This window comes from Cyclobacterium sp. 1_MG-2023, from assembly GCF_030546805.1.
Taxonomy (GTDB): Bacteria; Bacteroidota; Bacteroidia; order Cytophagales; family Cyclobacteriaceae; genus Cyclobacterium.
Genome location: NZ_JAUOPC010000007.1, coordinates 242,547 through 254,682, shown reverse-complemented (window position 1 = coordinate 254,682; position 12,136 = coordinate 242,547). Strand labels below are relative to the sequence as shown.

Here is a 12,136-nt window from a genome sequence, read left to right as displayed (position 1 = left end):
TAATAGAAAAAAGGTTTTCAGGTTAATTTTAGACTGGGAGCTAATTATCCTTTGAGTTTTTTCTTCCTCCTTCTTTTGGTCCATTTTTCCAATTCAACAAACCAAAAAACGATACTTGAAAGCGCCAAGCAAATGGCTAACTCTGAGAATGTAAGTGCTTGGGTGTTGAAAATATTTTGTAGGAAAGGTAAATATACTACTGCCAGCTGTAACCCAATTGTAATCAAAACGGCCATGATTAAATGCCTATTACCAAAAATGCCCATGGTGAAAAAGGACTTAATTTCACTACGAATTGCCAAGGCATGTCCCATTTGTGAAATGCTAATTACAGTAAAAACCATCGTTGCCCATTTTGAATTTTCATTGTGAATGGCCCAAGCCTGAATACCAAGGCATACAGCCCCCATTAGTAGCCCAACCCAAAGAACATGGACCCCTATTCCTCCTGAAAAGATGCTTTCATCCGCCTTTCTAGGAGGTCTTTTTAGAATGTCATCTTCTGCCGGCTCGGAGGCAAAAGCCAATGCCGGAAGTCCATCAGAGACTAAATTAACCCATAAAATCTGAATGGGGATCAAAGGAATGGGCAAACCAAAAAGAGGAGCTAAAAATATCGTCCAGATCTCTCCGCTATTGCCTGTTAGGATGTACTTTACAAACTTCCGGATGTTGTCAAAAATACGACGACCTTCACGGACGGCATGGATGATAGTAGCAAAATTATCATCCAAGAGAATCATATCTGCAGCTTCTTTTGAGACATCTGTGCCGGTGATGCCCATGGCGATACCTATGTCTGCACGTTTTAGTGCAGGGGCATCATTTACCCCGTCCCCGGTTACGGCCACGAAATGATCCCTGCTTTGCAAGGCTTTTACGATTTTTAGTTTTTGTTCAGGAGATACCCGGGCAAAAACCTTGATGGATTCAAGATTGTCTTCAAATTCTTGTTCTGAAAGTTTCGAAAGCGCGGTGCCGGTGATAATTTTGTCGGATGGATCCTGTAAAATCCCTGTAGTTTTGGCTATGGCCTTTGCCGTGACCGGATGATCACCTGTAAGCATAACAAGCCTAATTCCTGCGGCATGGCAGTTGGCAATCGCCTCAATGGCCTCTTTTCGAGGTGGGTCAATCATGCCTGCCAAGCCAATAAATTGCATATTGCTTTCAAATTTATCTACTGATTTCTCTTCCGGCAATTTCTCTATTACCTTGACAGCATAGGCCAAAACCCGTTTGCCCTGCTCAGCAAAATTTTTGGTGACAGTATTGATTTCATCTCTGTTTTCAGTTTTGCTTATCTCCAGAAGTTTTTCTACAGCCCCTTTCGTAACCACGATCCATTTTCCATTCATTGGGTAGACCGTGGTCATTTTTTTTCTTTCAGAATCGAACGGGAATTCATAAACACGTTTAAATTCATTTTGCCAAGATGGGTTGTAGCCCTTGTTGTTTCGGGTATACTCCACCAAGGCTACTTCTGTGGGATCTCCCTTGAGTTGGTTTTGCTCTGCGGTAATCACATCGTGATTAAGCTCCATCGCTAAAAGCATTGTTTGGTCAGCCTCCAGGTTTTCGATGCCCTGGATTTCCGGGGAAATCCAGCAATCGGATACCGTCATTTTATTCTGGGTAATGGTTCCTGTTTTGTCCGTACAGATATACCTAACCGAACCCAAGGTTTCTGCTGCAGGCAACTTTCTGATCAAGGCATTTTTCCGTACCATGCGCTTTGCTCCTAAAGCCAAAGCAATGGTAATAACTGCCGGCAAAGCTTCAGGAATGGCTGCTACGGCTACTGAAATGGCAGTGAGTAGCATTTGCACAGGCTCTTCTCCACGTAACCAGCCGGCAATAAATAGGGCAATGCATATACCAATAACGGCGAAAGATAATTTTTTGGCAAAATCGGCCAACCGCTTTTGCAAGGGTGTCTTGACTTTGTCTTCTTGTAGGAGTTGAGCAATTCGGCCTATCTCGGTGTTCATTCCGGTGGCCACCACCACACCTTCTCCTCTACCGTTGGTAATGACGGTGCTTTTATATGCCATATTTACCCTATCCCCTAAAGAGGTGTTTTCTAGGGTAATTTTTTTCGGGGATTTGTTAACGGCATGAGATTCTCCTGTGAGAGAAGCCTCCTCAATCTTCAAAGCATGTGATGCTGTGAGCCTTAGGTCTGCCGGTACAAGCATGCCCGCCTCAAGGATTATAATGTCTCCAGGAATAACTTCTGTAGCAGCCACCTGAATAGTGTGCCCGGCTCTTCGAATAGTGGCATGCAAGGAGGACATTTTATTCAATGCTTCCATGGCTTTTTCTGCTCGATATTCTTGCACAAAGCCGATAAGGGCATTCAGTAAAACGATGATTAAAATAACAATGGTGTCCTTGCTGTCTCCTACAAAATAGGAAATGGCTGCGGCCAAAAATAAAATAAAGATCATTACATCTTTAAATTGATGCAATATCAAGCCGAAAACAGAAATCTTCTTTTTTTGGACCAGTTCGTTTTTCCCATATTTTAACTGCCTCTTTTCTACTTCTGAGCGGTCCAAGCCATCCTTGGAAGTATTTAACTTTTGGTAGATTTCTGAAGTTGACAAATTGTGGTAATTCATCTTCGAGTTTTTCATTAAGAGATCAGATAGTAATGCTGGTTTAGGATGGGTTTATTTGCGCAGGATTATAATTAGAAATTGTCAATCATCCAATAGGGCCATTGCCATGATTTTCATGCTAAACGCCCTTAAGTTCGGAATGATTCTCTCTTTAGCTTTCAATATAATTTAAAAAAATAACCGTTGCAAAAGTATGGGGAGCTGAATACCATCCTGAAGCTAACCATTAGTTATTAATTGTAAATCAAGGGTTATAGGTTGTTTTTGGTCAATCCTTAAACTGATTTTCCTCATAGAAATCCTTTTAGATAAAAAGTTTGTATGGAGCCAGAACTTATAAATATCTTGGATTGAGAACTGAAGGCTAAAATTCAATAGATGGGCCTTTGGCAACTGATTTGCAGGATTATTTTGCAAAGCTTGCTTTTCCAAAAGCAGAAGGAATATGAAAGTCGGGGCTGGATTTACGAGGTTTTATCCATGAATACCAGCTGACTTCTTTGGTTTTACTGTTTTTAAAATCTGCCCGGAAAACCCCAAGGTAAAAGGACCTGCCAATTCCTAAGTTCACTAGTTCGCCTAAAGAAATTCTGCCTTCCACCACATAACCTTTATCTGTCGTTTTTGTGGATACTTCAATGCTTTCGAAATCCCATTGGTCATTGAATTTGCGGTAATTCTCTGCTGAATAATCGAGAATGTTACCCTTGGGATCCATCTCCACGCAGTAATACTTGGTCAAACTGCTATCACTTGCAAAAAACAGTTCAACCCGATCACCACCTGCAACAGACAATTCTTTTTCAAAGGGGAGTGTGACCAATGAATGGTCTTCTACCTGAAAAATAAAGTTAAAATAGTTTTTGGAAACAAAAGCCCTAAACTTTGTCTGATCGGGACTATCATCTTCCCAAGGAGCAATCAGATTATTTAAAGTTACGGCTTGAACCCATTCTTCTTCCTCAGGAGCTGCGTCCATAGTGATCTCCTGCCCAGTAAAAGGGATGGATAAATTTGTATGCGCAGATTTGGCACAGGAGGCCAAGATTAATGTCACTGAAATCGAAACAATATATCTGTAGAACATATGGGAGAAATTTTAATCTGAATATATTTGATTGATCAAAAAACTATTTGGATTTTGGATCGACCATTTCTAATGAGTAATTGAGCTTGGATTGAATGGGCTTTTCTTCTTGGTCCAGCAAGATTAATTTACCGCTTTTTTCTTGCTGAAAGCTTTTAAAAGGTAGATTATTGTCATCCAAAAGCCTTATTGCCATGGCGCCCGGATTGTCCTCCAGGCCATAGACTACCTCATATAAACCTGTGGTTTTGTAGTTTCTGTCACCATCTTTTGTTTCCAGGTAAGTTTCTGATAGTTCAAAAGATCGTTCTATTTTTTCCGGACTGTTTTCAAGTTTCAACTCCGTCTTAATGCCGGCGCAATCTGCACAGGGGAGCACTCCTAAGTAATTAATCCAGGTGGACCCGGTGCTTTCAAGAACAATTTCTTTGGTATCACTATCAGTTGGGGCCCCATCGTATTTCTTCTCTTCGGAAGGGCTGTCGCAGGCAAAGGCAAAAAGGGCGAGGATAAAAATAACTTGGTTTTTCATGGGACTATATTTTATCGATCCAGTAGGGTAAATTTTTAATTATATCTTTAGTCATTTCAGGAAGGTTATATTCCTGTTGCCAATTCCAGTCATTTCTGGCATATTGATCATCAATAGTTTGTGGCCAATTAGAAGCGATTTCTTGGCGATAATCCGGCTGATATTTTATTTTAAATTCGGGAAAATGCTTTTTCAATTCCAGGTATATTTCTTCCGGCGTGAAGCTCATTGCAGTCAGGTTGTAACTAGACCGAACTGTGATATTATCACTGGGGGCTTGCATTAAATCTATGGTGGCCTTAATGGCATCGGGCATATACATCATTGGTAAACGCGTCTCTTTTTCTAAAAAAGACCGGAAAACTTGTCCGGCCAAGGCTTTATGAAAGATATCTACGGCATAATCAGTGGTGCCGCCTCCGGGTTTTGCCTTGTATCCGATAAGCCCGGGAAACCTTAGGCTTCGCACATCCACATTGTGGTGGCTGTAATAATAATCACACCATCTTTCACCTGCCATTTTTGAAATCCCATACACGGTATTTGCTGTTTGAACGGCATCTTGAGCTGTATTTTCTTTTGGGCTTTCTTTGCCAAATACGGCAATAGATGATGGCCAAAATATCCGATCTAATTTTAACTCCTTGGCCAAGTCCAATAAGATCAATAAACTGTCAATGTTCAATTTCCAGGCCAAAAGTGGTTTTTGTTCAGCGGTAGCGGATAAAATAGCGGCAAGGTGGTAGACCTGACATATGTTTTCATTGACAATGGCGTTTCTCAGACTGATTTTGTCCATAACATCGAGTACCATGAATTGGCAAAATGAAAATTTTGTTGAAGAATTTTGATTAATATCAGAAGCAATAATGGCCTCAGATCCATGGATCTCACAAAGTTTCTGTGTCAATTCAGTTCCCAGTTGTCCTGCAGCTCCGGTTACCAGTATTTTATTCATAGGGTTTATTTTGATTTACTGTGTCTCATCTGCCAATTTCAGAATTTTATTACAATAATGTGTCATTATTCCCTGAAAATCGTAAGTTTAAGTATAATTTAAACCCATTACCTAATTACATCATTAAACTGATTTTTGGCTTATGTTTGACACATTGAGAGAAAAACTTCAAAAAGACCTGAATAACCTCAAAAATGAAGGGTTATACAAAAGTGAAAGAATCATAAAGTCTCCACAAGGGGCAAAAATCACCCTTGAAGATGGGAGTGAAGTATTGAATTTTTGTGCCAATAATTACCTGGGGCTTTCAAGTCATCCCAAGGTGATTGAAGCAGCCAAGGCTGCCATCGATAGTCATGGTTACGGGATGTCTTCTGTTCGATTTATTTGTGGAACTCAGGACATCCATAAAACTTTGGAGGATAAGATCTCAAAATTTTTAGGTACAGAAGATACCATTCTTTATGCAGCAGCTTTTGATGCGAATGGAGGAGTGTTTGAACCTATTTTAGGTGCTGAAGATGCAATTATTTCAGATGCTTTAAATCATGCATCCATTATAGATGGGGTGAGATTGTGCAAAGCCATGCGCTTTAGGTACAAGCACAATGATATGGCAGATCTTGAAGAGCAACTCAAAGCGGCTGATCAAAAAGGAGCCAAACATAAAATAATCGTGACAGATGGGGCTTTTTCCATGGATGGGACCATCGCTCAGTTGGATAGAATTGTTGCCCTTGCAGCGCAATACAGGGCCTTGGTAATGTCTGATGAGTGTCATTCAACCGGTTTCCTTGGGCAATCGGGTAGAGGGGTACATGAACTTAAAGGAGTGATGGGCAAGGTAGACATCATAACTGGGACCTTGGGTAAGGCTTTGGGTGGAGCCTCCGGAGGTTTTACCTCAGGTAGAAAAGAAATAATTGCTACCCTTCGTCAAAAATCCAGACCTTATTTATTTTCCAATACCTTGGCACCTGCCATTACCGGTGCTTCCATAGCTATTTTTGATCTCTTATCAGAAACCACTGCTTTAAGGGATAAGCTGGAAGAAAACACCATGTATTTCAGGGAAGGTATTCAAAAGGCGGGTTTTGCCATCAAAGAAGGGACACATCCGATTGTACCCATTATGCTTTACGATGCGCCATTGGCCCAGAAAATGGCCAGTGAATTGCTGGAGAAGGGCATTTATGTGATTGGTTTTTATTATCCTGTAGTGCCAAAGGGACAAGCAAGAATCAGGGTCCAGTTATCAGCTGCCCATGAGAGAGGGGATCTTGACCGTGCCATTGAAGCATTTAGTGAGGTGGGGAAATCTCTGGGAGTAATTGAATAAAAACTTTAAAGTTCAGAGATCCGCTTTAATTCAGCCATTTTTTCCGATTGTGTCAAGGGTTCAAACTTGTCATCAATCTCCTCTCCGGTCAGGTAATTATTGATCATTTCCCTGACTTCTTGAAAAGAAAGATTGTGCAGTATTTTTCCATTTTTTGCCAAGGAAACCTGTCCGGTTTCTTCGGAGACAATTAGGATCAGTGAATCAGTGGCTTCGGACATGCCTATGGCTGCCCTGTGGCGAAGCCCAAATTGTGCAGGTACTTCTCTTTCTGTAACAGGGAGAATACACCTTGCTGCTTTTACCCTCCCATTAAAAATAATCACACCACCATCATGCAGGGGGCTGTACTTGTTGAAAATAGAAACCAATAGTCGCTTAGAGACTACTGCATCTATCAAGTCACCACTTTCTGCATAAAATTTTAATTCAGAATTCTTTGAAATCACAATTAAGGCTCCCGTGCTACTCCCTGATAATGTTTTGGAAGCTTCAATAATAGGAGTAACATTGAATGCCTGACTTTCTCTTTTCCTCCAAAATAATAATTCTTGCCATAAGTTTTCATTAGAAAATATGGAAGATTTACCCACAATGAGGAGAAACTTCCTGATTTCCTGCTGAAACAAAATGATTGCGGCCAATACACCAACCCCCATAAATTGGCCCAAAATAATGGTCAGGAGCTCCATTTGAGCCGCACTTACAACCAAATAAATCAGATAAATGGAAAGAAAGCCTAAAAAAATCTTAATGGCCACACTTCCCCTCATCAATTTATAAACCTGATAAATCAGTATACTTACCAGTGTAATGTCTATAAGATTGACCAGAGAAATGTCTAGAAAACCTATTTTAAAGAGTAGATTCAAGTATAGATTTGTTTATATATTTTTAAAGTTTCGTTTGCTTCTTTTACATCATGTACCCTTACTATTTTGGCGCCGTTTATAAGGGCAGCCATATGCAAGGCTGTGGTCCCGTTTAACGCCTCTTCAGGGCTGTTTTTTAATAATTTATATATCATCGATTTTCTCGATGCTCCGATCAATAGCGGCAGCTTCAATGATTTAAAATAAGAAAAATTTTGTATAAGCCTGTAGTTTTGTTCCAATGTCTTGGAAAAACCCAGTCCAATATCAAGTATTACATCTTTTATGCCAGCTTTATAGCACTTTTCAATTTTTTCCGAAAAAAAATATCCAATTTCTTTTTTTATGTCAACATATTCGGAAAAATTTTGCATTGTTTGAGGGTTTCCTTTCATATGCATGCAAATATAAGGAACCCCTAAACCACCTACTGCTGCAAACATTTCCGGATCTAAACCTCCACCAGAGATGTCATTAACCATGTCAGCGCCTGCTTTGACAGCTTCTTTGGCCACTTTGGCTCTAAAAGTATCAATAGAAATCAAAATGTCCGGAAAATTGTCTTTTATACTCTTAATAACGTGAATTACTCTATTAAGTTCCTCTTTTTCCGACACTGCAGCAGCACCCGGTCTAGAACTATAGCCGCCGATGTCTAAAATATCCGCACCTTCCTCAATCATCTTTGCTGCTTTTGTCAAAACCTCCTGCGATTGACCCGTCGTTCTGCTCTTGTCGTAAAAAGAATCAGGAGTACTGTTGATGATCCCCATAATCCATGGCTTGTCTAAAGTAAAAAGCTTTCCTTTGATTTGAAGTGTTATTTTTGGGGGAAATAAAGTATCTTCGAATTTATATAATGAATGTGAATTTTCTAACATAAAACACCGGTGCTTTGGAAACGCAAACCGCAAGCGAATATAATGAAGTTATTGGCCTTTGTAAAGAACTTTTTAAGAAGAAAACCCAAGATTATGGTACGGCATGGAGGATTTTGAGACTTCCTTCCCTGACAGACCAGATTTTCATAAAAGCACAACGGATTAGATCCATTCAGGAAAAGGGCACACAGAAGGTAATGGACCCCATTAAGGACGAATTTATCGGGATCATCAATTATTGCCTTATAGCACTTATGCAAAATGATTTGCTTGCTGATCCAAGAATGGAATTGTCTTTTGAAGAATTAGAACCCATATATGACAAATGGGTGGAGGAAACCAAAGATCTTTTAGCCAATAAAAACCACGATTACGGAGAAGCTTGGAGAGGTATGCGGGTTTCTTCTATTACAGATATCATCTTAATGAAGCTGTACAGGGTAAAACAGATTGAGGACAATCAAGGACAAACAATTGTTTCTGAAGGGGTAGTGGCCAATTATCAAGACATGCTCAATTATGCTGTTTTCTGTATGATTAAATTGAACCAAAATGATAATTAGAACATTAGTCTTAATTTCTAGAATACTTGTAGGAGGGCTTTTTATTTTTTCAGGTCTTATCAAAGTAAATGATCCGGTAGGTACTTCCATTAAAATGGAGGAGTACTTTGATGTCTTTGCAACGGATATAGCTCCAATTTTCGAACACTTGAAAGCAATTTCTTTGCCGATATCTGTGTTTTTGGTAGTGGTGGAAGTGGCTTTGGGCGTGATGCTCTTAGTGGGATGGAGATTGAAACGTGCCATTTTCCTTTTGCTGGCAATGATTCTATTCTTTACTTTTCTCACCTTCTATTCCGCCTATTTCAATAAAGTAACGGATTGTGGTTGTTTTGGTGATGCGATCAAGTTGACTCCATGGGAATCCTTTTATAAAGATATTGTTTTGCTGGTGATGATTGTGTTTATGCTGGTCTTTAGAAAGTATTTGCCCATGAAATACAATATATTTGGCAAATGGCTTACCATAGGTGCATTTGTAATGTCTTTGGTATTGGCGATTTACTCCATAAGAAACCTTCCCTTTATTGATTTCAGGGCCTTTAAAGAAGGGGTAAATATCTCCAAAGCCATGCAGCCCTCAGCGGCTTTGAAATATTCTTACTTAATGGAGAAAGATGGCGAGCAGCTTGTATTTGATGAATATCCCAGTGATGAAAGTTTAACTTTCGTAGAAATGACTTTGAAAAACCCTGAAGTTTTACCAAAAATATCGGATTTTGCCATATGGAATGAGGCTGGTGACCATACGGAAGAAATACTTCAAGGCAAGCAACTGTTGATCTTATCCAGCAATATTGATAAAATAACGCTTTCAGTAGGGGAACTGGATAGAATTAGTGCATTAATTAATTCTTTTCAGGGAACAGCTGTGAATGTACATTGGGTAGCCGCTTCATCTGAAGAAAAGATGAATGAATTTTTGCAGGAAAAAGGCCTTCGGGTAAGCTCTTATATGGCTGATGCTACTGTAGTCAAAACCATTATTAGGTCCAATCCCGGATTGGTTTTTCTTGAAGAAGGAACGGTGCTTAAAAAGTTTCATTATCGAAATGCTCCCACACCTGAAATAGCTCAAACTATATTTTCCAAATAATGGATGCAAAGAAAATTGTATTGGTAGGAATGCCCGGGAGTGGGAAGTCTACTTTGGGAAAGTCCCTCGCAGTAAAGTTAAATTGGCCTTTTTATGATTTGGATGATTTAATTGAAGCCAAGGCAGGGAAAGCAATTTCTGAAATCTTTTCATCTAAAGGCGAAGGATACTTTAGAAAATTGGAGACTTCAGTTTTGGAAGAAGTCCTTGATAAAAAGGAGACCTTTGTTTTGGCAACAGGAGGTGGTGCACCTTGCTATAATGAAAACATGGCCTTGATTAACAAAAAAGGGGTTTCTGTTTATTTGGATGTTCCTTTAAATAATATTCTGGAGCGGTTAACCAATACCCAGGTGGCCATAAGGCCTTTGTTCTCTAGTCTTGATACCCCTCAAATCATTCTCAAACTGAAGGATATGCATTCCCAAAGAAATGCCTATTACGAAAAGGCAAAAATAAAACTCAGGGGAGAAGACAGTTCCCCTGAGTTGTTGATAGCAAATTGGTTGCCCTTATTAGAAGCTAAACCCTAGGGTAAGCATACCTGTAGTTCTGTTGTTGTCAATGACCGCAAGGTCAGCACCCGGATAAGAGGAATAATAGCCATTAAACTTACTGTTTACTAGGCCAAAATCTATGCTGAAACCGGACAGTTTCACACCCACTCCTCCAGAGATTTGGTTGGTGCTTCGGTCAGTGGTACCCGGATTAGCTAATGGGTCGCCGTAATAAGCATAGCCTGCTCTTAGTCTGAACATGTCAAACCTAAACTCTCCACCCAAGCTATAGTTGATCGTTTGGCCGTATAAATTATTGATATCCTGGTTGTCCATTTCCGGATTAAATACATTGGATCGGATGTTAGCGGAACTATAGTCCAAATAATTAACATCGGCGGTAATAAAACCATTCTTACCAAAGAAATAGGTGAGACCACCACCCAAACGCATTGGGCTTCTTAAGTTATAACTACTTACAAAGATGTCTGTTTGGGCGTCAGATTCAGAGATACTTCCATATTGGGAATCCTGATATGGGGGGTAAAAATTCGCGAAAATATCGGCATCGTATTCCTCATTGATTTGGTACCAGGTTGGGGATTTGAAGTTTAATCCTACATTTAGCTCATCTACGGGCTTGTAAATAACGCCCAGTCCAAGATTAACTCCTGTGCCACTCAAGTATAGGTTTTCTTGTAGAGAACTGAAAAGAGAAGTCTGGTTGTTATCATCAAAGAATTCCTCATTGTAGGTCTTGGTGGACCTGAAAGATACGGAGTTGATTCCAAGTGAAGCGCCGAGAAACAATTTGTTTTTATAATTGCCCCCGTAGGAGAAATTAATCTCGGACATGGATCCTTCATTTTCTACCTTTTCCATTTTCTCTACCGGATATGATTCATCTGCATTTGGAGATAGAACATATCCGTCTCCATCTTCAATAGGGTTTATAAGGAATGCATCAAAAAACAAACCGTCCGTTCCACCCGGAACGCCATAATTGTTATAATCATCTACGTAATAATCAAGGATAGAGCCTTGGCCATCTTGACTTGAGAAATACCCAAAGTCATTATTATAAGTGGCTTGTCTATTGATGCTGATACCAAAAGAACCTCCTCTCCAGTCACCTACTTCAAGGGGGGCTTTTGCTTTGCTGATGACCACCCCAAGGTTTGGTATGGAAAAATTGGTTGCATTAAAGTTTTCTGTTTGGTTCAATAATGATGTGGCTGCATTCCAGTCACTGTATGCAGCGGTGAAACTGAACTCTGAATTTTGGTAAAATCCTAATCCTGCAGGATTGTTATGTATATTGCTTATATCACCTCCAAGAGAATTCCCTGTTCCTCCAAGCGCATTAATTCTTGCTGTTCCGGTAGACCCGAATTGGCTAAATCGTAAAGCGTCTTCAGCATATCCGCTTTGGGCCCTTGTCTCACTAATATGTAAGGCAAGCAAAGCAGATAAAGATAAAATCAATTTAAATCCTTTCATGTCAATTATATTAAATCCTTGTTTTTTGTTTTAATCCTAATTTGATAAGGAAGCAGATCATGAAGCTTCCAAATCTCCAAGTAGGTATTGATTAATGTAGCGATACTATCCAAACGGAAATTGCCACAATTAGGTTAGGTAAAACGTTATTTCAAGTGCAGGTATTTAGGTGATTGGGTATAGATGA

11 protein-coding genes are annotated in these 12,136 nt (G+C 39.8%); 4 read left to right on the top strand and 7 right to left on the bottom strand.

Features of this window, described 5'->3' with window-relative positions; all coding sequences use genetic code 11:
• Nucleotides 1-44: 44 nt before the first annotated feature.
• From Q4534_RS13485 to Q4534_RS13470, 4 genes are all read right to left on the bottom strand, one after another.
• Nucleotides 45-2,624, bottom strand: coding sequence for a cation-translocating P-type ATPase (locus Q4534_RS13485; RefSeq protein ID WP_303613669.1), 2,580 nt, complete (start codon nucleotides 2,622-2,624; stop codon nucleotides 45-47).
• A 406-nt stretch (nucleotides 2,625-3,030) separates the two neighbouring features.
• Nucleotides 3,031-3,711, bottom strand: a complete 681-nt coding sequence (locus tag Q4534_RS13480; protein WP_303613668.1) for a sugar-binding protein — start codon at nucleotides 3,709-3,711, stop codon at nucleotides 3,031-3,033.
• Nucleotides 3,712-3,754: 43 nt separating this feature from the next.
• Entirely contained in the window at nucleotides 3,755-4,243 is a 489-nt protein-coding gene (locus Q4534_RS13475; RefSeq protein ID WP_303613667.1) for a copper resistance protein NlpE N-terminal domain-containing protein, read from the bottom strand.
• A 4-nt stretch (nucleotides 4,244-4,247) separates the two neighbouring features.
• Nucleotides 4,248-5,201: an NAD-dependent epimerase/dehydratase family protein gene (locus Q4534_RS13470; RefSeq protein ID WP_303613666.1), complete on the bottom strand. Its 954-nt coding sequence runs from the start codon at nucleotides 5,199-5,201 to the stop codon at nucleotides 4,248-4,250.
• A 142-nt stretch (nucleotides 5,202-5,343) separates the two neighbouring features.
• Here Q4534_RS13470 and kbl point away from each other — a divergent pair, with 142 nt between their 5' ends.
• Entirely contained in the window at nucleotides 5,344-6,540 is a 1,197-nt protein-coding gene (gene kbl / locus Q4534_RS13465) for a glycine C-acetyltransferase (protein WP_303613665.1), read from the top strand.
• A gap of 5 nt (nucleotides 6,541-6,545) precedes the next feature.
• Here the strand turns inward: kbl and cdaA are convergent, their stop codons facing one another.
• Together cdaA and folP are read right to left on the bottom strand one after the other, a co-directional pair.
• Complete coding sequence (gene cdaA, locus Q4534_RS13460) at nucleotides 6,546-7,412, bottom strand: diadenylate cyclase CdaA (protein WP_303613664.1); 867 nt, start codon at nucleotides 7,410-7,412, stop codon at nucleotides 6,546-6,548.
• Complete coding sequence (gene folP / locus Q4534_RS13455) at nucleotides 7,409-8,293, bottom strand: dihydropteroate synthase (protein ID WP_303613663.1); 885 nt, start codon at nucleotides 8,291-8,293, stop codon at nucleotides 7,409-7,411. The genes cdaA and folP overlap by 4 nt, the downstream gene beginning before the upstream one ends.
• Before the next feature lie 14 nt (nucleotides 8,294-8,307).
• Between folP and Q4534_RS13450 the strand changes: the two genes are divergently transcribed.
• The 3 genes from Q4534_RS13450 to Q4534_RS13440 are packed head-to-tail and all read left to right on the top strand — an operon-like array spanning nucleotide 8,308 to nucleotide 10,485.
• Nucleotides 8,308-8,856 carry a DUF1599 domain-containing protein gene (locus tag Q4534_RS13450; protein ID WP_303613662.1) on the top strand — a complete coding sequence of 183 codons (549 nt, stop codon included), beginning with the start codon at nucleotides 8,308-8,310 and terminating at the stop codon, nucleotides 8,854-8,856.
• Nucleotides 8,846-9,952 carry a BT_3928 family protein gene (locus tag Q4534_RS13445; protein WP_303613661.1) on the top strand — a complete coding sequence of 369 codons (1,107 nt, stop codon included), beginning with the start codon at nucleotides 8,846-8,848 and terminating at the stop codon, nucleotides 9,950-9,952. The genes Q4534_RS13450 and Q4534_RS13445 overlap by 11 nt, the downstream gene beginning before the upstream one ends.
• The gene (locus tag Q4534_RS13440) at nucleotides 9,952-10,485 is read left to right on the top strand and encodes a shikimate kinase (protein ID WP_303613660.1); all 534 of its coding nucleotides are present in this window, start codon (nucleotides 9,952-9,954) and stop codon (nucleotides 10,483-10,485) included. The genes Q4534_RS13445 and Q4534_RS13440 overlap by 1 nt, the downstream gene beginning before the upstream one ends.
• Here the strand turns inward: Q4534_RS13440 and Q4534_RS13435 are convergent.
• Nucleotides 10,468-11,949, bottom strand: a complete 1,482-nt coding sequence (locus tag Q4534_RS13435; RefSeq protein WP_303613659.1) for an OmpP1/FadL family transporter — start codon at nucleotides 11,947-11,949, stop codon at nucleotides 10,468-10,470. The two genes, Q4534_RS13440 and Q4534_RS13435, sit on opposite strands and share 18 nt — an antisense overlap.
• Nucleotides 11,950-12,136: the final 187 nt, after the last annotated feature.

What these genes read in the sequence shown, in the direction of transcription:
- Q4534_RS13480 (WP_303613668.1), bottom strand. Translation starts at nt 3,711, where the DNA reads ATGTTCTACAGATATATTGTTTCGATTTCAGTGACATTAATCTTGGCC.
- Q4534_RS13440 (WP_303613660.1), top strand. Translation starts at nt 9,952, where the DNA reads ATGGATGCAAAGAAAATTGTATTGGTAGGAATGCCCGGGAGTGGGAAG.
- Q4534_RS13485 (WP_303613669.1), bottom strand. Translation starts at nt 2,624, where the DNA reads ATGAATTACCACAATTTGTCAACTTCAGAAATCTACCAAAAGTTAAAT.
- Q4534_RS13445 (WP_303613661.1), top strand. Translation starts at nt 8,846, where the DNA reads ATGATAATTAGAACATTAGTCTTAATTTCTAGAATACTTGTAGGAGGG.
- Q4534_RS13435 (WP_303613659.1), bottom strand. Translation starts at nt 11,949, where the DNA reads ATGAAAGGATTTAAATTGATTTTATCTTTATCTGCTTTGCTTGCCTTA.
- folP (WP_303613663.1), bottom strand. Translation starts at nt 8,293, where the DNA reads ATGTTAGAAAATTCACATTCATTATATAAATTCGAAGATACTTTATTT.
- Q4534_RS13470 (WP_303613666.1), bottom strand. Translation starts at nt 5,201, where the DNA reads ATGAATAAAATACTGGTAACCGGAGCTGCAGGACAACTGGGAACTGAA.
- kbl (WP_303613665.1), top strand. Translation starts at nt 5,344, where the DNA reads ATGTTTGACACATTGAGAGAAAAACTTCAAAAAGACCTGAATAACCTC.
- Q4534_RS13475 (WP_303613667.1), bottom strand. Translation starts at nt 4,243, where the DNA reads ATGAAAAACCAAGTTATTTTTATCCTCGCCCTTTTTGCCTTTGCCTGC.